A 17,530-nucleotide genomic window follows, 5' to 3' on the forward strand; every position below is an offset into this window, starting at 1 on the left:
TTACTGCTTAGGAAACAATAAAGTTTAGACATATGGATAACTTTCCTCAAGTAACATTAAGGTAAAGTGTTTAATATTGCACGCAATATAGGTATAATGCGTCTTAAGATAACCGATAGCCTTTGCGCTATTGTTTATGCACAAATATGGAATAAATTATTCCTCGGGAAATAATTTATCGAAAAATGTCAGATTAATCTGATTAGTTAAACCTGGTAGACATTTTTGTGTGAAGTGTTATATACTTTTAATTAGTTTCACTAACTAATTAAAAAGAAGGTGTTTTCATGGAATCGTATAAACAACTATTTAATGAATATATAAATATGTATCGACCATATGTAAATCAATTAAATATGTTACTAACTTCATTTAATCTGACTACTGCCCAATGGTCTATTATGTATTTTGTTTATAGAGAAGGAACAAAGACAATTGGTGACATTGCCACATATCAAAATGTAGAAAAACCGACCACAACAAAACTGATTCAAAAACTAATGGAACTTGGTTATGTGGAAATTCAGGCTGGAGATGATAAAAGGGTGAAAATCGTTCAATTGTCAGAAGATGGGATGAAAGTATATGGTCAAGTGCGAGAGAAAATTGACCATTTCCAAAAGGGTTTACTAGAAGGGATATCCGAAGAAGAAAGACTAATCGTGGCCCGAGTTTTAAAAGATATCTCGGGAAAACTATAAGCAAATAAAGGATGAGATGTATGGAAAAAGAAAAATTATGGACAAAAGATTTTATATTTATATCCGTAGTCAACTTCGTCTTGATGCTATCAATGTATTTGCTATTAGTGACGATAGCAACGTATACGACCGAAACGTATAATGCCTCAGCAAGTACTGCTGGATTAGTTGCTAGCATCTTCATCATTGGTTCATTAATAGGGCGACTATTTGGTGGGAAGCAGATAGCGAAAATGGGAAGCAAGAAAATGCTAATAACTGGTATTATAATATTTAGTATTGTGACGCTTTTTTATTTTATCCCAACGAATATTTATATGTTAATACTTATTCGCCTTCTACATGGTATAGGTGTTGGTCTAGCTACTACCGCAACTGGTACAATCGTGTCACAAGTTATTCCAGTTAGTAGAAGAGGGGAAGGAATCAGCTATTTTAGTTTAAGTGCCATACTATCTACAGCTGTTGGACCATTAATAGGGCTTGCTTTAATGGCCTCTTTTGGTTACACAAGTATTTTTATATTTTCCTTAGTGATGGGGATTGTGAGTTTAATCATGGCACTCCCAGTTAAGGCTCCACAAATAGAGTATAAAGCAAGCTCTGAAAGCAGTGGCTTTAAGTTCGAAAGCTTTTTTGAAACAAAAGCGATGCCGGTATCCATTGCAATGTTCGTTATGGCTTTAGCTTATTCAGGAATTCTATCATTTATCACGACATATGCCGCAGAAATTGATCTAGTGAAAGCAGGAAGTTTTTATTTTCTTGTGTATGCAGTAATTATATTAATTTCCAGACCTTTTACTGGGAAGATGTTAGATAGTAAAGGAGGGAACAAGGTTGCTTACCCGTCAATGGTACTATTTGCAATAGGGATGTTATTACTTAGCCAGACGCACACGAGCTTCATATTCTTGTTGGCGGCTGCATTAATCGGATTAGGTTATGGTAATTTCCAATCTACTACGCAAGCATTAGCTATTAAAGTGACGCCGCCTCACAGAATGGGACTGGCGAACTCGACATATTTTATCTTCCTAGATTTGGGTCTTGGATTAGGGCCTTTCTTATTAGGTTATTTAGTTCCTATATTCGGTTACAGAGGCTTATATTTATCATTGGTTATGCTTATTGTAATTGGGATTTTCGTTTATTATGCGCTACATGGTAAGAGAGACAAAGAAATCCTTGAGTCTTAAAATATATCAAGCAAAAAATCCTGTGTGAAATTTTACACAGGATTTTTTAATAGATGTGATGGGTTCTCGAATTCGTTGTCTTCTGCATTATCCCGTGTGACTTTTTGTGTATGTATGGTTCCAACCGTAACTAATAGCATCCTTCCTCTATTATTTTTTCTATTATATGAATTCGATAAAATGACAGTTCTCTGTAAGTTGAGAACTTCTATGGTAAAAGTGGATAAGCGTGCATACAATTTAGAGGGAATGATCAGGTAAATTATAGGGAAGAGGGTTGTTGATACTGATTGAAAAAGCACTTCTTTTCATTATTATATTAAGGATTTTTTCCGGTAGTATTGATATAGGTGCGGCAATGTTGATGTTAAAATTTAATGATTTGGAAAAAGCCTTTTACATTAATACATTACTAGCCTTAGTAGGTCCATGCATATTAATTATTACGACAGGAATCGCTTTATTTGGACTAGCTGAAAAGATTTCCTTGACGAGAATGATCTGCCTTTTTAGTGGAATTATACTTATTCTTTTTAGTTTGAAGTCGGAATAAGGATCGATGTAGCTTTAATTGCTACATGATCCTCTTTGGTTTGATAGCTGGTAACTAAAGATTTGTTGCTAACTTTTCCAAGTATGGACCCGTTAATTCCATTCTAGATCCGTACCAAAACATTTCACCTTCTACTAATACGATTTTGGTGTTTGGCAGAAAAGCTTGAAATTCTGCTATATGTTTATCTTGGTAAGGAAATGGTTCGGAAGCAAGTAAAAGAACGTCAATATTTGCGGCTGCTAAATCTTCTTTGGTGACAGCAGGATATCTTGAACCTTCATTTGCAAAAGGATTATGCAAACCGAGCGTATGTAGAACATCATTAATATAAGTAGTTCCTCCAACGACCATATATGGTTTTCGCCAAATTACGTACGCGGCGTTTTTTACCTGTTCACGTGAAGAAGGAAATGTAGCTTTACAAGAGTCAACGATTAAATCGGCTTTAGAATTTTTATTGGTTAGCGTTCCAAGTGTCTTTATAAATCGATAGGAATCTTGGATTGATTGAACTTCTAAGACAAACACGGGTGCAATTTTTTCGAGAGTTTGTACGATTTCTGCTGTATTTTCTTCTTTTTCGGCTAAGATGAGATCAGGTTGCAATGCTCGTATTTTCTCTACATTTACCTCTTTTGTTCCCCCGACAATGGGCACGTTTTCGACAATTCCTTCTGGAAATATACAGTATTTAGTGCGACCGACAATTTCATCTTCAAGACCAAGTGCAAAAAGTGTTTCAGTAATGGCCGGACAAATTGTGATGATGCGTTTTGGCGGGGCGGGGATGTTTACTTGTCTTCCAGTATGGTCTGTTAATATTTGTGTCATTCAATTTCCTCCTAAACAATATTCAGTGCTCTCTGGTATATCATTCGCTGTTAGAGGAGTGTTCTCCTTTTTCTATGCGGATATTACTAATAGAATAAAGAGATATAGAAGTTTAGTCACAAAGAAGGGCTACCCCACGAGTCGACCATTTACGACTAATGGGATAGCCTTTTTTATAATGGATAATAGAGGATCATGCTTAATCGAGTTAATACTTCTCCTGAATTATGATAAGTATGCGGTCTGTCCGCCTTAAATCGGATTGAATCACCATTTCTTACTGTGTATTCATTGTTATTTACGCGTATAGTTAGTTCCCCTTCAAAAACAGTTAGGAGCTCTTCCGTCCCATCCATATGCGCATCCGCACTTAAAAATCCACCTTTTTCGATTTCAACGGAATAAACTTCAAATCGTTTATCATTCTCAAAAGGAAAGTTGGGATAGACACGATATTTACCATTATCTTCGGATAAACTCTTTATATCACTTCGTAAAATCACTTTCGTATCTGTTTGCGGAGTATTTATAAGTGACGTAAAAGAAATCTTTAACCCATTTGCTATTTTCCAAATAGTTGTGATCGTTGGTGTCGATTCTCCCCTTTCAATTTGACCTATCATCGTTTTACTTACTCCAGTTAACTCTGCTACCTTTTCAAGACTTAGTTTCTTTTTTTCTCTTAAAGCCTTTAAATTTCTGGCAATGATAAGATGTATTTCTTCCATAAAAACACTCCTATTCTTGTTGCACTATATAACGTCTGTAATGTACAATAAAGCGTAAGACGCTATATTGTTCGTATAGGACATTATAACATACAAAAGAGGAGGGGTTCTTATATGCCGTTATTTTCATTGCTGTTATATGCTTTTGTTTCTAGTTTTACACCAGGTCCAAATAATATTATGGCCATGTTATTTGCGAACAAGTATGGTTTTAAGAAAACATTTAGATTTTGCTTGGGGGTAGGTGTAGGATTTTTTGTCATATTAATCCTAAGTGCTTATTTTAATCTGCTGCTTCATAGTGTTATTCCTAAAATAGAATTTTTGTTGAAGCTAATAGGTGCAGCTTATCTGCTGTATCTTGCGATAAAAATTGTTACTAGTAAAAATAATAGTAACGACTCTGATGGAGGTAATAATAATAGCTTTTTTGTGGGAGTAGTTTTGCAATTCATTAATCCAAAAGCTATTTTATATGGTATAACTGCCATGTCAACTTTTGTTCTTCCATATAATAGTTCACATTTCAGCTTACTTTTATATTCATTGTTGCTAGCCGCTATAGCTATCCTATCAACTAGCAGCTGGAGTATGTTTGGTTCCATTTTTAAAGAGTTTATTTCAAAGTATAAAAGTCAGTTTAATATAGTAATGGCTTTGCTATTAGTTTATAGTGCCATTACTATTATTATAGGATAAAACAGTAATTTTTTAAAAAAGATGGATTTTTTGTTATTAGATTAGCAATACTTTTTTTATAAGGGTAAGTTGATAAACTTATGATTTCATTTTAAATAAGATAAATTATATTCTCGTTACTTGGTGTTTTTCTAAGAATTGTTTTTAAACTCGCTATATTAAGGGGAATATCTTATATTATGAATTGACCTAATGATATCACTCATTTATAATACCTAGTAAACAGGTTAGAATAGTAAAATTAAAAGAAGGGAGCAGGATAATATGACTGAATCGATTTCAATCCTTTGTGATAACGTACGTCTTTCTGGAGTACTTCAACTCCCTGATGGAATCCAAAGCGAAAAAGTTCCGCTTATTGTTCTATTACATGGTTTTGTAGGGAGCAAGGTAGGAGAACATCGACTGTTTGTGAAGGCTGCACGAAATTTCACAGAAAAAGGATATGCTGTATTTCGCTTCGATTTTAGTGGTTGTGGAGAAAGTGATGGAGATTATGCGGATGTCACAGTTACAAAGCAGTTGAGCGAGGTTCAAGCTGTACTTAATTATGTATCAACGCTGAAAGAAGTGGATACTAATAATATTATTTTGATTGGCCATAGTTTAGGAGGTGCAGTTGCTTCTTTAACAGCTTCTGTGGATAAGCGTATCCGTGAGCTGATCTTGTGGTCGCCTGTTGCTAAACCATATGAAGATATTGCGGCTATTGTCGGAGATGCAGCTTTACAGCAAGCGAAAGTGTTAGGTGTATTTGATTATCATGGTTTTTATGTAAGTCATCAGTTTTTAGAGGATCTAAAAAAACATTATCCACTCGAAGCGATTCGGTCTTACGAAGGACAGTTACTTGTCATTCACGCAGCGGAAGATGAAGATGTTCCAAAAGAGAACGCTGTTTACTATTCAGAGTCGTTGAAACGTGGACGTACAGTAAATATCCGTTTTATTAAAGATGCTAATCATACATTTGCTAGCTATTCTTTCGAAGAGAAATTGTTTGAGGAAACACTTGTGTGGCTAGAAAAGACCGAAGTGCTTTCTAATAAAATAGCGTTATAAATAGTTTCGTTACTATACTATTTCATTTATCTTTCCATCATGAGCATTAAAATAGATTTCTAATTGAAGCGTGTGCTAGAATAAAGAACGTTATGTTAGTTACTAAAGGTAACCGTAGCAAGAAAAGCCTTGGAGGAAAGAAATCAATGAATATTTTAGTAGTAAAAGCAAATAACCGTCCAGCGACGGAAGCAATATCAAGCAAAATGTATGAAACATTTATGGAAACTGTAAAAGACGCAAAAGATCTAAATGTAACAACTTTTGACGTGTTTGCAGAAGACATGCCTTATTTTGGCCAAGATTTGTTTAATGCATTTGGAAAAACACAAAATGGCGGAGAGTTAACAGATGTAGAACAACGCTTACTAGCTGCTAAACAAAAAGCAATGGACGCTTTATCTGCTGCAGATGTAGTGGTTTTCGCATTCCCATTATGGAACTTAACAATTCCAGCAAAATTACAAACATTTGTAGATTACACATATCAAGCAGGATATGCATTTAAATATACTCCAGAAGGTCAAATGGTTAGCTTGATGACGGAGAAAAAAGCAATTCTATTAAGTGCACGTGGAGGAATCTACTCTACACCTGAGTCAGCACCAATGGAAATGGCAGCTACTTATATGCGTAATGTTTTTGGTGGCGTATTCGGAATGTCCGTAGAAGAAGTAATTATCGAAGGTCATAATGCTATGCCGGATAAAGCAGAACAAATTATTGCTGAGGGTCTTGAAAGAGTTACTGCGATTGCCAAATCATTGTCTTCAGAAACTGTTAACGCTTAATAAAATATAAATAGATTTACAAAACCCCACATTCTACCCGAAAGGCTGAATGTGGGGTTTTTATATTTGTTAAAACTTTGGGAAAACATACGAGATTAAAAACCAGAGTATGCCAAAAAAGATAATTAGGTAGGCAGCGTATTTAATAAATGTTGCCCCTACCAAACCTGAATCTGTTTTTTCTTCCCGATGTACTTCCACACGTTTTTCTTCGTCCATTATTAATCACTCCTATTCTATTTACTCTTGTAATCTATTTACCCTGGTGTCTTTGAAAGTAAACTTGGAACACCGAGTATATGAATGAAAGTGAACAATAAAAAGCCAGGAATTCGTTAAGAAATCTCTGGCTTTCCCTATTTACTTTATTTCTGACTACCCAAAATCGCAATGGGATTAAACACTTCGTAATGAATATGATCTTCTACTACTCCCCATTCATGCAAAGCTCTGTTAACCGATTCCAAGATGAGCATGTTACGAATGATGATAGCTACTTCTATTATATATTCCTTCCGTCTACTAAATTGTTATAATACTAATATAATTATTCTGAGTAGTCAATAATTATTCTAGAATAAGAAATAGTAAGTAAAAAGCCGAAGATTTTATGAAATCTTCGGCTTTGAAAAATACTATTCCATTATTTTTTCGCCTTGCTACGTAATTTGCTTCTTTTTTCTTCTAATGCTTCAGCGTTAATCATCGTTTTACCTAAAGTAAGTAGGGTGATAAACATTACGCCAGTTCCTACCACTAGGTAAATCATTGTAAACACTTTTCCAAAATCCGTAGCTGGATAAAGGTTTGTTTCTACACCAGTAGGAATTAGACTTACCACGCAAAAGTAAATAGCGTCTAATACGTCCCATCCTTCTTTTTTCGTATAGAAAAGAGTACCGGAAAGAAGGATAAAAAATAAAGTGGTAAACAGGGAGAGAAAGATTGGTTCCTTGAAAGCTTTTATAAAAGCTTCTAAAAATCTTTTAACAGTTAATATAAAGGACAACATATTGGTTCACCTACAAAAATAAATTTTATATCTCAGTAGTATAGCAAAACATCAGTGCACGTACTAACAGAAAGCCGAGTACTATTTTTCACGTTCATAAAAAAGAAGACTAGGTTAGATAGACCTAACTTAGCCTTCGTAAAAAGCAAACTACTATTTTATCTCTGTGTTTGTTGCAACTTCTATTCTTAAAGATTCCCATTCCTCACGTAAAATACCCATTCGAATGGAATCATAATTTTGACCATCATAAAAACGAACGCTTCGAATGCGTGCTTCCATTGTCATTCCTAGCTTTTCTCCGACACGAATCATACGTTTATTACCCGACCATGTTGTATAGCCAACACGAACAAGGGGCATTGTATGAAACAAATGCGTCATCCAAAGTTTTAAGGCACGCGTCCCTAGACCTTTTCCCCAGCTAGGGGCTTCATGGAAAACGATTCCCATCTCAAGCCAATTGGAAGGCTCATGTTCCCAATAATATGAAACGATTCCACAAACGTACCCTGCAACTTCAATGGCCCAAAAGTTATCCCGAGCAACATAAGAATCTGCCTGTTCCATAAATGTATCGAATGGAATTGCTTTATGCTCATAATAAGGTGCATCCCATTTTTTCCATTCAGGGGCTGCGTCTTTAAAAGCTAATTCCCAGAGTCTAGGTAAATCATCCGATTGAAGTGGACGAATAATCAATTCATCATCTTGATAAAACATCAAATTCCTCTTTTCATTTCATAGTTTTAGGTATATGAATTGGACTGAAAAGAGACGGCATATGCCTTTACTTTCCAATCACCATTTGTAAGTTTTTCATCATTAACACTCCTTTCGAGTATGTATACAAATTATAATTTAAATATTCAAATAATTATATAGCAGAAAACGGCTTTGTAATCGTGCACAGCTAAATAGATGTTGAATAAATTATAACTTCGCTTTCTTTAATACTTCTCCTAATTGCTCCACAGTATTTACAATCATCCCATTTTGTTTAATCAAACCGACTACAAATAAATTGCGATACATAAATTGGTTTTCGGTTCCATCCGCTACTAATGCATCAATTTTTTTCGTATTGTCCCGACCTTGTTGGCGTGTATCTGTATAAAGTCCGAAAATAGGTCGATCTAACATAGAAAATGCACCGATTTCAGCAGCTACACCCGCATCAATCTCAACACCGTCCATAACAGCCACTAAAAAGTCGCTTTCTTTTAATGCCTTCATATCCGCTCCAGCAATTGCCAGGCTATCTGCATAAGCAGCTTTGTCATTAATGGCCATGTTTTCTTGTGGTACGTATAGATCTACTCCTGGAATCGCCGCTCGTACCTCTTTTGCGACTAATTCATTGATTAATCTATCCCCTAGACCAAATAACCCATTAGCTAAATAACCTTTTTTCATTTTAGTACCTCCAGTGTCATCGATATTATTTTAGAAAAGAATAAGGCTAAATACAATGTTAACCTAATCCGAATGAAAATAGGAGTTTTGTTCATACTAGGTTGAATATGGGTATTCAATATTTCTGGGTATTCAGCGGTTTCGAATAAGGAATTTCTATGATTTGAAGTCATGTTTAGGAGTTGCATTTATGTATTTTATATTAAATATTCTAGGCATTTTTGTTGTAATGGGCATTGTATTTTTATGTTCGCCTAACAAGAAAGCAGTGAAATGGAGACCGATCGTTTCCCTGATTATTGTGGAATTACTCATTACATGGTTTATGTTAGGCACCACAATCGGTAGTTGGGTTATCAATAAAATTGCCTCGTTCTTTACGTGGTTAATCGCTTGTGCCAGTGAAGGAATCGCTTTTGCATTCCCAACTGTTATGGCGAATGAAACGATCGACTTTTTCTTTAGTGCGTTGCTTCCCATTATTTTCATCGTTACTTTTTTCGATATTTTATCTTATTTTGGCATTTTAACTTGGATTATTGATAAAGGTGGCTGGGTTATTTCTAAAGTATCCCGTCTGCCTAAACTGGAAAGCTTTTTCTCCATTCAAATGATGTTCTTAGGCAACACGGAAGCATTAGCTGTCATTCGTGATCAGCTTTCTATCTTAAAGGACAACCGATTGCTCACTTTTGGAATTATGAGTATGAGCAGTATTAGTGGATCTATTCTAGGTGCATATTTATCCATGGTTCCTGCAGAATACGTATTTAGTGCCATACCATTAAACTGTTTGAATGCATTGATATTAGTTAGTATTTTAAATCCAGTCCATGTGACAAAAGAAGAAGACATTATTTATGTGCCGCCAAAATCGGAGAAAAAGGACTTTTTCTCAACGATCTCCAATAGTATGTTAGTCGGGATGAATATGGTTATTGTTATTTTAGCTATGGTTATTGGTTATGTCGCGCTTACAGCTGGTCTTAATGGCATTTTGGGGGTATTTGTAAATGGTCTTACAATCCAAAAAATCTTTGCAGTCATCTTTAGTCCATTTGCCTTTTTACTTGGCTTGCCGCTCCAAGATGCTATGTATGTCGCACAATTGATGGGCATAAAATTGGCTACGAACGAGTTTGTAGCGATGATGGACTTGAAAAATAATTTAGCTACACTTTCCCCGCATACAATCGCTGTTGCAACGACTTTCTTAACGTCATTTGCCAACTTCAGTACAATTGGCATGATTTACGGAACATATAATTCTGTTTTATCAGAAGAAAAGTCCGCGATTATTGGTAAAAACGTTTGGAAGCTTCTTGTAAGTGGGATGGCTGTTTCCTTATTAAGCGCAATGATCGTTGGTTTATTTGTTTGGTGATAAAACGTAGATGACTCGAGATTTTTCGAGTCATCTTTTTTATGATTGAAGGAAATAAACAACTAGCCACGAATTTAAATATATAGAGTAGATGAAACGATGTTATAACCGTATAACTTCTGTGAGGTGAAAAAGATAAATATAGAAGAACTAAAACTAGATTTAACGAAATTCAATGAATTGCTCTATTTAGATTGATTGCATTAAAAAGTAGATTGAAGAAAGAGATGGATAATAACTTATGCAAATTACAGAAAAGATAATGGAAAGAATAAAGCACTTAGAAAATTCGAGACAACCTTCTATTATTGGTATTGATGGATTAAGTGGAGCAGGTAAGACAACGATAACGGAAACTATTACGAAAGAACTTACTTGCGAAGGTAATAAGGTAGTAGTCATTCATATCGATGATTTAATCGAAGAGCGAGCGAAAAGATATAACACGGGTTATCCTGAATGGTACGAATACTACTTTTTGCAATGGGATGTGCAGGAAATAAAAGAAAAGCTATTTGAAGCGGTGCATAAAAAGTTAAATCATCTCCATTTAAAGTCATACGATAAAGAAAACGATCGATGCTATATGAAAAGTATAAATATAGAACAATGTAAGGTCCTATTGATTGAAGGAATCTTTCTACATAGAAAAGAGTGGAGAGACTTTTTTGACTATATGGTTTACCTAGATTGTCCAAAGAATGTTCGAAGCGAAAGAGTTTTGCAAAGGGATGCGTACATAGGGGATATGGATGAACGATTGAACAAATATGAGATAAGGTATTGGGCAGGGGAAGAATATTATTTACAAGAAGAAAATCCTATGCAAAACGCGGATATTGTAATAAATAGCGAAATTTATTGAAAATGAAAAGGAGTGTTTTTATTGAAACAGGCTTTATTAATCATTGATGCACAACAGGAATTAATGGAGGGAAATCATAATGAAAATAGTGTGTTTAAGAAAGAAACGTTAGTTGCTAATATTAATTGTGTTATCGAACAAGCTAGAGAAGCAAAGGCTTTAATCCTCTTTGTAAGAGATACCGATGTTGCTGAAGGAAAAGGAGAAGGCTTTCAAATACATCAAGATATCACAGTCCCAACCACTTCCGAAATATTTGATAAAGCGGCAACGAATTCATTTTACGGAACAGGTTTGCAAAGTTTCTTAGAAGAAAACGAGGTCAACCATGTGGTCATAATGGGATGTAAAACAGAACATTGCATCGATACAGCTGTCAGAACCGCAACGGTAAATCATATGGATGTTACATTAGTGGGGGATGGTCACTCCACAACCGATAGCTCCATTTTAACTGCTGAACAAATTATTAATCATCATAACAAAGTATTGCATGGTCATTATAATGTGGATCATTTTTCAATTGTAAGAGATGCGAAAGAGGACTTGTTTCAACCAACACACGATACGTATCGAGAATAATATAGAAAGTACATTTATTTTTCCTTACCCGTACCTTTTTAACTAAATTTTTCGTTTATATAAGTGAAAGACAAATTTGGAGGAGGGGAAAACATGCGGCCGCTTGTTGAAAAAACTCCCATTGAAATAACGGAAGAATTTGAGATGGCTATTATGCCTTATATGCACGATTTGAAAAAGTATTGCTTTTCCCTAACGAGGACTAAATGGGATGGAGAAGATTTAATGCAAGAGACCTTAGCGAAGGCCTATGAAAGCTGGATGAAAACCCCTAAGCAAATGGCTAAGGCATATTTGTTCCGCATTGCTTCTAATACATGGATTGATAAACACCGTAAACGAAAAATAGAGGAAGACATGAATCAAGATTTATCTCAAATTACACAAGAAAATGTACCTACAATGGATTTGGTTTTTCCGGCAATTATGGGATTGTTAAACGAACTGTCGGCCAAACAACGTGCGGTAGTTTTGTTCGTATTAGGATTCGATTACACAATAAAAGAAACCGCGTGCTTGCTTTCTGATAGTGAAGGTTCCATAAAAGCAGCCCTTCATCGTGCGCGAAAAAAGTTAAAACAAATAAAGGTTCATGACTATTCCTACGACTTGGATGAAGATAACTTATTGCCATATGTAACTGCTTTAAGTAATCAAAATTCAAACGCTGTCCTTCGGTTATATCAAAAAGAAATACAAGAACCATCTATGTATGCAAGAAACAATCAGTGCATTATCCACTCGTCCCCAATTGCTCATACTTTTGTGAGTGGCAGTACTCCTTACGTGCTTATCTCAATTCCAAAGAAAAATGGGGAAGTCCTATTCGTTCCATTTTATCAATTAGAGTTATCTGCATTATTATCGCAAATAGCTTGGTTGAAGCAAAAGGAATTTTCGACTGTAGCATAGAAAGGGGATTTTAAATGTCTAATCTTATTCCGTATGTGGTGGAACAAACGAGTCGCGGAGAGCGCTCCTATGATATTTATTCAAGATTATTAAAAGATCGGATTATTTTTCTCGGTTCAGAAATTAATGATGTTGTTGCAAACAATATCGTAGCGCAAATGTTGTTTTTAGAAGCAGAGGATCCAGGAAAAGATATTTCACTATATATTAATAGCCCTGGTGGATCAGTAAGTGCGGGGTTTGCAATTTATGATACAATGCAGATCATTAAGCCTGATGTACGCACGATTTGCACCGGATTAGCAGCATCTTTTGGGGCTACCATACTTGTAGCGGGTACAAAGGGAAAACGTTTTGCCTTGCCGAACAGTGAAATTATGATACATCAGCCACTTGGAGGGGCACAAGGTCAAGCGAGTGATATTGAAATTAGTGCTAGGCGTATTCTTTTAATGAAAGAACGTATAAATCGCATTTTCTCCGAGAGAACTGGCCAGTCAATCGATAAAATTGCCAAAGATTCCGATCGTGATTATTTTATGACAGCAGAAGAAGCAATGAATTATGGGATAATTGATCAAATCGTATAAAAATTGGACTCTTCATCTAATTAGATGAGGAGTTTTTTATTGGCCTGGAAATTATGACCTTTTACACCTGACATGCCTATTTCCCTAAATGAATTCTCTTTAGCGTAATTTTTTTTACTATTCAAAGTAAAATTATTTGTTGCTTTTTAAAGTAAAATAATTTACTATTAAAAGTAACGAGGAGGGGTGGAAATGGATGATATTCGGTTAAATGTAGCTTTACTAAGAAGAAAAGTACCCAACTTAACGACTGCCGCAAAAGCGATTGGCATTCGACCTGCCACAGTATCTAATCTGTGTACAGGTAAAATTGATTTGGGGAAAGCAGAAGTAAAGACGCTTGTCGGATTGGCCAAACTTGCAAGTTGTACAGTGGATGAATTAATCATACGAGGGGAGAAGTTGAATATGATTGAAACGCAAATTAAAACATTGGATTTCTTTGCACCGCTGGTAAAAGGGGGTACAACTGGATTAGTGGCTCGTCCAGGAATGGGGCAACTTGTTATTCTTGCGGAGCTGATGCAACGTTTTAAAGAAAGTGAATATACAACTGTTTTTTTATTGCCAACTACTGGGCGTAGTGAATTAGATGGTACTACAGAGTTAGCGGACTTTACTACGGTCTCCATTGATCAAACATTTGCCAAATTAGCAGAGCTACCGGGGAATATTGTTTTTATTACAGATAAAAGTTTTATAGTATCTGGGGAGCTTTTAGATTTACAAGAAAAGTTAGTAGCAGAAAGTATTCACAACATCACAACCATTTTAGTAGACCTTTCTGGACAAGTGGTTGATGAAGATATGCCTTATGGTCCTTTGGAAACTGTTTGGCAATTGGATGCGGATCTTGCAACACGTCATCTTTATCCAGCTATCCACCCAATATATTCAACATCCTCTATTATTGAAGGTGTGGACTTAGATGAACGCCATTTCCACCTAAGACAACGGGCGCAGAAGCTTCTACGCCGCTATCGCGAATTGCGCTCGATTGTTAATGTTCATGGGATTAATAAAATTCCAGATACAGAATTGGAAACATATGAAAGAGGAGAGCGTTTAGAAGCCTATTTTACACAACCGTTCTTTGTGGCAGAAGCATTCACTGGCCAAGAAGGAAGAGCAGTTTCTATGTCACAAACACTTAAAGATGTAGAGTCTATTTTAGACGGAAAAATGGATCATTTGTCTGTTGAAGAATTAAAATACAAAGGCAGTATAGAATAAACTAGAAAAGTGGACGGAGTAATATTCCGTTCACTTTTCTTTTTCTAAGATGTTTAATCAATTTCAATTTAGAAAATGAGTTTTAGTTGGAAAATACATTAGCTTAGTTGGAAATTTTCACATTTTCTTAGCAGGGTTTCTCTTCATAATATCAATCTTCAGTAGCGATTCTATCCCTTTTTCAAAAAAAAAAATTGTTTATCGATCCATTGTATTATTAACTGCTTTGGCAGCACACTCCGTATTGTCCAAATATATTTATGCACATCCTTCTAGGGACGTATCGGCCTTTCAAGCGAAATTGGGTGGGATGATTAAGTATTCTGCTGGAGATGCTATAGAGGTAGGATTAGTTTGTATCTTCTGTTATCAGTGGTATAGAAGCACTCAATCTAAAGTGGAATACTTAAATTTCCAAACCATAAAAAACTTAAAAGGAAGTGTTCTAAATGGAAAAAAAGCATGCAAATTTAACAATCGTTGGTACAGATATCGAAGAAGTAAAAAGACTCAATGCAAATTCAGGGATGACGTATAACGAACTTAATGAATGGTTTGCCAGAAAAAAGAATGCTAACAATATGAAAGGCTTGAACGATACTTCAAACAGTAACAAAAAGTAAAGAATAGTTCAAAGAAAGGTGTGGTGAGCAAATTGCATATTAAAGCATTTTTGATGAAATTTGTATTAACTACTGCTGTGTTATGGGTTGTTTTAGGTTTTTTCTTTGATGTTAACTTTACGGATATATTTATGACGAGTGTAGTGATAACTGTTGTCGGGTTTATTGGTGATTTGTTTGTTTTACCTCGGATTGGCAATGTGTTTGCAGCGATAACTGATTTTTTCCTTGCGCTGGTCGTAGTATGGGTTCTTGGCTCCATAATATTTGATGAGCCGATACCGTTAGGGACAGCTTCGTTTATATGTGCCCTGATTCTGATGATGGGAGAATTATTTTTTCATCGATATATGGAAAGTCATATTTTTGAACCGCAAATCACCAATCCTGATGAGAAAACAGGTTTTTACCAACGAACAAATTTACAAACTGAATTTGCAGAAGAAGTGGATGTAGATGAAATATCAAAGGAAGCAAAGAAAAAGGGAGAAAATAATAAATAAAATTATTTAAAGTATATTTCCCTCTAAACTGTTCATTCTAATATGGTCAAGGAGGTGAGGGACAGTGGCCAACAATAACAACCGCAACAACAACCAAAAACAAAACAATCAAAACAATGAGTTTGAATTCGGAGAGGATTTCGACTTTGAAAATTTAAACAATCCAGAACGTAACGAAAAAAATAAAAATAACAACCAAAATAACCGTAATAGCAATCGTAATAACCAAAACAATCAAAATAACATCAAATAATTTAAAATATAGTCCTTTCTAAAGTGAATCTTAGAAAGGACTGTTTTTTTGTTTAAAGTCTAGACCTTAGTGGTATATAAAGCTAACACGAAGTATGGAGGTATCTATATGGTGAAAATGGAAAGTATTCAGCATTTAGACATAACAGATGCTTTCATGAACTACTTATTCCCCTTTTCATTTCGGGAAAAGGAAAGGAAAAAACTACTAGAGCATTTGGAAAATGATCATTTTCGATTTTTCGATTTAGATAATTACGAGCTTCAAGACCTTTATTATGGGAAGGGTATTCAAATAAACCATGAAGAGTTAGATCAATTCTTTTTGCCTTTTATTGAAGATAAACTTTTCCCGCCCTCTGAAATCGAAAGAGGTTTTCTGCGATATTCAAAAGAAATAAAGAAACCATTTACTTTAGAAAGGAATACAAATAAATTCGATTTTCTCGTAAATAGTTTAGATATCATCTTATGTCCTTTTGGTATTGGAATTGTAACAGTTCGTACAGAAATGACTAAAGAGCAAGAAAGCTTAACGAATGTGTTAGACTTTATGAGCCATTTTCGTGTGTTGGAGCCTAAATTGGAAGAAGAAAAAGGTACAAAAATTTATCAGGAAAATCATGCATTTAAAACAACGAGCGAACTTATTTTAGATTACTTATGCCCCTTTTTAAAAACGTTTATAGTGGAAGATAAAAAGATGGAAGGCTATTACGGAAGCTTACCGTTTTTTGAGGATGAGCGTATGCTTTCATCTGCGTTTTTAATAGCTGCTGAAGGCCAATCTATCACAAATGACCAACTATTCCGAATAGGGCAATTGGATGGAAGAGATTCGGAGGGAAAGGAATTTATATCAAGTACTAATCCTACATATATTCAACGCTATTTGGAGAAGTGGTTACATGACAGATGGGCACCTCATACATATACGATTACTTCTTTCCATACACAAACTACTATTTCTATAAAAAATAAAGATCTTCTAAAGAAAGAAATAGCTAAATTCATGAGCATTCATTATTATAATTTATTGCTCCATTTTTATTATAAGATTATGTTGTTAAGATTGTCTTTTGAGCATAGTGAAGTAAGTTGGGCGAGAGATAAGGAATATGTGGAGGAGTTAATTCAACTTATTTCTAAATTTGATTCACGTTATTATTTTGAGGAAGTATCGGTTCGAACGGAAGGGAAAGAGTTTACAAATACGCTACGTGAAGCTTTTCACTTAAAGCCACTTTTTGAAGAAGTAAAACGAACGGTCGATGATTTATATCGTGCGCAAGAAAAGCAAGCGGGTAAACGTCAAAGTATGCTGTTATTCATATTAACTGTATACACGGTCGTCTCTGGGATTTACGGGATGAATTTAGTAATAGAAGACTGGAAAGAAGATTTTAGTTGGTCCAAAATAGCCAACTATACCTTCTTTGAGTGGATTACGCTCGTTACGGCAATAACAGGAATAACATTATCTATAGCTCTACTTGTATCCACAGCTGGAAAAGGAATGTTGAATCGATATAGAAAGCGGAAGCGGGCTCACTTTAAGTAACTTCTATTTCCTATTCCTATTCCTATTCAT

General features: G+C 35.1%; 22 protein-coding genes. 16 read left to right on the forward strand and 6 right to left on the reverse strand.

Annotated elements, in window-relative coordinates; all coding sequences use genetic code 11:
• Positions 1-287: 287 nt before the first annotated feature.
• The 3 genes from AC1DFT_RS16010 to AC1DFT_RS16020 all read left to right on the forward strand — a co-directional run bounded on the left by AC1DFT_RS16010 (position 288) and on the right by AC1DFT_RS16020 (position 2,453).
• Entirely contained in the window at positions 288-701 is a 414-nt protein-coding gene (locus tag AC1DFT_RS16010; RefSeq protein WP_478159833.1) for a MarR family winged helix-turn-helix transcriptional regulator, read from the forward strand.
• A 20-nt stretch (positions 702-721) separates the two neighbouring features.
• Positions 722-1,900: an MFS transporter gene (locus AC1DFT_RS16015; RefSeq protein ID WP_478159835.1), complete on the forward strand. Its 1,179-nt coding sequence runs from the start codon at positions 722-724 to the stop codon at positions 1,898-1,900.
• 277 nt (positions 1,901-2,177) lie between these two features.
• Positions 2,178-2,453, forward strand: coding sequence for a YqhV family protein (locus AC1DFT_RS16020; protein ID WP_478159837.1), 276 nt, complete (start codon positions 2,178-2,180; stop codon positions 2,451-2,453).
• Between the two features lie 54 nt (positions 2,454-2,507).
• Here AC1DFT_RS16020 and AC1DFT_RS16025 read toward each other — a convergent pair whose 3' ends face one another.
• Together AC1DFT_RS16025 and AC1DFT_RS16030 are read right to left on the reverse strand one after the other, a co-directional pair.
• Entirely contained in the window at positions 2,508-3,287 is a 780-nt protein-coding gene (locus AC1DFT_RS16025; RefSeq protein ID WP_478159839.1) for an ABC transporter substrate-binding protein, read from the reverse strand.
• A gap of 173 nt (positions 3,288-3,460) precedes the next feature.
• Positions 3,461-4,015 (reverse strand): helix-turn-helix domain-containing protein, encoded by a 555-nt coding sequence (locus AC1DFT_RS16030; RefSeq protein WP_478159841.1) that lies wholly within the window; start codon positions 4,013-4,015, stop codon positions 3,461-3,463.
• 114 nt (positions 4,016-4,129) lie between these two features.
• Here AC1DFT_RS16030 and AC1DFT_RS16035 point away from each other — a divergent pair, with 114 nt between their 5' ends.
• From AC1DFT_RS16035 to AC1DFT_RS16045, 3 genes are all read left to right on the forward strand, one after another.
• Positions 4,130-4,714: a LysE family transporter gene (locus tag AC1DFT_RS16035; protein ID WP_478159843.1), complete on the forward strand. Its 585-nt coding sequence runs from the start codon at positions 4,130-4,132 to the stop codon at positions 4,712-4,714.
• A gap of 264 nt (positions 4,715-4,978) precedes the next feature.
• Positions 4,979-5,776 (forward strand): alpha/beta hydrolase family protein, encoded by a 798-nt coding sequence (locus tag AC1DFT_RS16040; RefSeq protein ID WP_478159845.1) that lies wholly within the window; start codon positions 4,979-4,981, stop codon positions 5,774-5,776.
• 146 nt (positions 5,777-5,922) lie between these two features.
• A complete protein-coding gene (locus AC1DFT_RS16045) occupies positions 5,923-6,567 on the forward strand; it encodes an FMN-dependent NADH-azoreductase (protein WP_478159847.1) in 645 nt (214 codons plus the stop codon).
• A 69-nt stretch (positions 6,568-6,636) separates the two neighbouring features.
• On the opposite strand, the gene AC1DFT_RS16050 is transcribed toward AC1DFT_RS16045, so the two are convergent.
• The 4 genes from AC1DFT_RS16050 to AC1DFT_RS16065 all read right to left on the reverse strand — a co-directional run bounded on the left by AC1DFT_RS16050 (position 6,637) and on the right by AC1DFT_RS16065 (position 8,995).
• Entirely contained in the window at positions 6,637-6,786 is a 150-nt protein-coding gene (locus AC1DFT_RS16050; RefSeq protein ID WP_478159848.1) for a hypothetical protein, read from the reverse strand.
• 424 nt (positions 6,787-7,210) lie between these two features.
• A complete protein-coding gene (locus AC1DFT_RS16055; RefSeq protein ID WP_478159850.1) occupies positions 7,211-7,579 on the reverse strand; it encodes a potassium channel family protein in 369 nt (122 codons plus the stop codon).
• A gap of 153 nt (positions 7,580-7,732) precedes the next feature.
• Entirely contained in the window at positions 7,733-8,302 is a 570-nt protein-coding gene (locus AC1DFT_RS16060; RefSeq protein WP_478159852.1) for a GNAT family N-acetyltransferase, read from the reverse strand.
• Positions 8,303-8,512: 210 nt separating this feature from the next.
• Positions 8,513-8,995: a nucleoside 2-deoxyribosyltransferase gene (locus tag AC1DFT_RS16065; RefSeq protein WP_478159854.1), complete on the reverse strand. Its 483-nt coding sequence runs from the start codon at positions 8,993-8,995 to the stop codon at positions 8,513-8,515.
• A gap of 190 nt (positions 8,996-9,185) precedes the next feature.
• On the opposite strand from AC1DFT_RS16065, the gene AC1DFT_RS16070 reads away from it, so the two are divergent.
• From AC1DFT_RS16070 to AC1DFT_RS16115, 10 genes are all read left to right on the forward strand, one after another.
• Complete coding sequence (locus AC1DFT_RS16070; protein ID WP_478159856.1) at positions 9,186-10,379, forward strand: nucleoside transporter C-terminal domain-containing protein; 1,194 nt, start codon at positions 9,186-9,188, stop codon at positions 10,377-10,379.
• Between the two features lie 241 nt (positions 10,380-10,620).
• Positions 10,621-11,244, forward strand: coding sequence for a kinase (locus AC1DFT_RS16075; protein WP_478159858.1), 624 nt, complete (start codon positions 10,621-10,623; stop codon positions 11,242-11,244).
• Between the two features lie 21 nt (positions 11,245-11,265).
• Positions 11,266-11,826: an isochorismatase family protein gene (locus AC1DFT_RS16080; protein WP_478159860.1), complete on the forward strand. Its 561-nt coding sequence runs from the start codon at positions 11,266-11,268 to the stop codon at positions 11,824-11,826.
• A 93-nt stretch (positions 11,827-11,919) separates the two neighbouring features.
• Positions 11,920-12,738, forward strand: a complete 819-nt coding sequence (locus AC1DFT_RS16085) for an RNA polymerase sigma factor (RefSeq protein ID WP_478159862.1) — start codon at positions 11,920-11,922, stop codon at positions 12,736-12,738.
• Positions 12,739-12,752: 14 nt separating this feature from the next.
• The gene (clpP, locus tag AC1DFT_RS16090; RefSeq protein ID WP_478159864.1) at positions 12,753-13,328 is read left to right on the forward strand and encodes an ATP-dependent Clp endopeptidase proteolytic subunit ClpP; all 576 of its coding nucleotides are present in this window, start codon (positions 12,753-12,755) and stop codon (positions 13,326-13,328) included.
• 192 nt (positions 13,329-13,520) lie between these two features.
• Positions 13,521-14,561 (forward strand): ATP synthase beta subunit C-terminal domain-containing protein, encoded by a 1,041-nt coding sequence (locus tag AC1DFT_RS16095; RefSeq protein ID WP_478159866.1) that lies wholly within the window; start codon positions 13,521-13,523, stop codon positions 14,559-14,561.
• 97 nt (positions 14,562-14,658) lie between these two features.
• The gene (locus tag AC1DFT_RS16100; protein WP_478159906.1) at positions 14,659-15,099 is read left to right on the forward strand and encodes a cytochrome c oxidase assembly protein; all 441 of its coding nucleotides are present in this window, start codon (positions 14,659-14,661) and stop codon (positions 15,097-15,099) included.
• A gap of 117 nt (positions 15,100-15,216) precedes the next feature.
• Positions 15,217-15,687 (forward strand): YndM family protein, encoded by a 471-nt coding sequence (locus tag AC1DFT_RS16105; RefSeq protein ID WP_478159868.1) that lies wholly within the window; start codon positions 15,217-15,219, stop codon positions 15,685-15,687.
• 64 nt (positions 15,688-15,751) lie between these two features.
• Positions 15,752-15,940, forward strand: a complete 189-nt coding sequence (locus AC1DFT_RS16110) for a histidinol-phosphatase (protein ID WP_478159870.1) — start codon at positions 15,752-15,754, stop codon at positions 15,938-15,940.
• A 108-nt stretch (positions 15,941-16,048) separates the two neighbouring features.
• Positions 16,049-17,500: a hypothetical protein gene (locus AC1DFT_RS16115; protein WP_478159872.1), complete on the forward strand. Its 1,452-nt coding sequence runs from the start codon at positions 16,049-16,051 to the stop codon at positions 17,498-17,500.
• Positions 17,501-17,530 lie beyond the last annotated feature (30 nt).

The sequence above is a fragment of the Psychrobacillus sp. 05T411 genome (assembly GCF_056396485.1).

Bases quoted from the DNA above. Each gene is read 5' to 3' on its own strand.
- AC1DFT_RS16010 (WP_478159833.1), top strand. From the start codon at position 288: ATGGAATCGTATAAACAACTATTTAATGAATATATAAATATGTATCGA.
- AC1DFT_RS16015 (WP_478159835.1), top strand. From the start codon at position 722: ATGGAAAAAGAAAAATTATGGACAAAAGATTTTATATTTATATCCGTA.
- AC1DFT_RS16025 (WP_478159839.1), bottom strand. From the start codon at position 3,287: ATGACACAAATATTAACAGACCATACTGGAAGACAAGTAAACATCCCC.
- AC1DFT_RS16030 (WP_478159841.1), bottom strand. From the start codon at position 4,015: ATGGAAGAAATACATCTTATCATTGCCAGAAATTTAAAGGCTTTAAGA.
- AC1DFT_RS16035 (WP_478159843.1), top strand. From the start codon at position 4,130: ATGCCGTTATTTTCATTGCTGTTATATGCTTTTGTTTCTAGTTTTACA.
- AC1DFT_RS16040 (WP_478159845.1), top strand. From the start codon at position 4,979: ATGACTGAATCGATTTCAATCCTTTGTGATAACGTACGTCTTTCTGGA.
- AC1DFT_RS16045 (WP_478159847.1), top strand. From the start codon at position 5,923: ATGAATATTTTAGTAGTAAAAGCAAATAACCGTCCAGCGACGGAAGCA.
- AC1DFT_RS16050 (WP_478159848.1), bottom strand. From the start codon at position 6,786: ATGGACGAAGAAAAACGTGTGGAAGTACATCGGGAAGAAAAAACAGAT.
- AC1DFT_RS16055 (WP_478159850.1), bottom strand. From the start codon at position 7,579: ATGTTGTCCTTTATATTAACTGTTAAAAGATTTTTAGAAGCTTTTATA.
- AC1DFT_RS16060 (WP_478159852.1), bottom strand. From the start codon at position 8,302: ATGTTTTATCAAGATGATGAATTGATTATTCGTCCACTTCAATCGGAT.
- AC1DFT_RS16065 (WP_478159854.1), bottom strand. From the start codon at position 8,995: ATGAAAAAAGGTTATTTAGCTAATGGGTTATTTGGTCTAGGGGATAGA.
- AC1DFT_RS16070 (WP_478159856.1), top strand. From the start codon at position 9,186: ATGTATTTTATATTAAATATTCTAGGCATTTTTGTTGTAATGGGCATT.
- AC1DFT_RS16075 (WP_478159858.1), top strand. From the start codon at position 10,621: ATGCAAATTACAGAAAAGATAATGGAAAGAATAAAGCACTTAGAAAAT.
- AC1DFT_RS16085 (WP_478159862.1), top strand. From the start codon at position 11,920: ATGCGGCCGCTTGTTGAAAAAACTCCCATTGAAATAACGGAAGAATTT.
- clpP (WP_478159864.1), top strand. From the start codon at position 12,753: ATGTCTAATCTTATTCCGTATGTGGTGGAACAAACGAGTCGCGGAGAG.
- AC1DFT_RS16095 (WP_478159866.1), top strand. From the start codon at position 13,521: ATGGATGATATTCGGTTAAATGTAGCTTTACTAAGAAGAAAAGTACCC.
- AC1DFT_RS16115 (WP_478159872.1), top strand. From the start codon at position 16,049: ATGGTGAAAATGGAAAGTATTCAGCATTTAGACATAACAGATGCTTTC.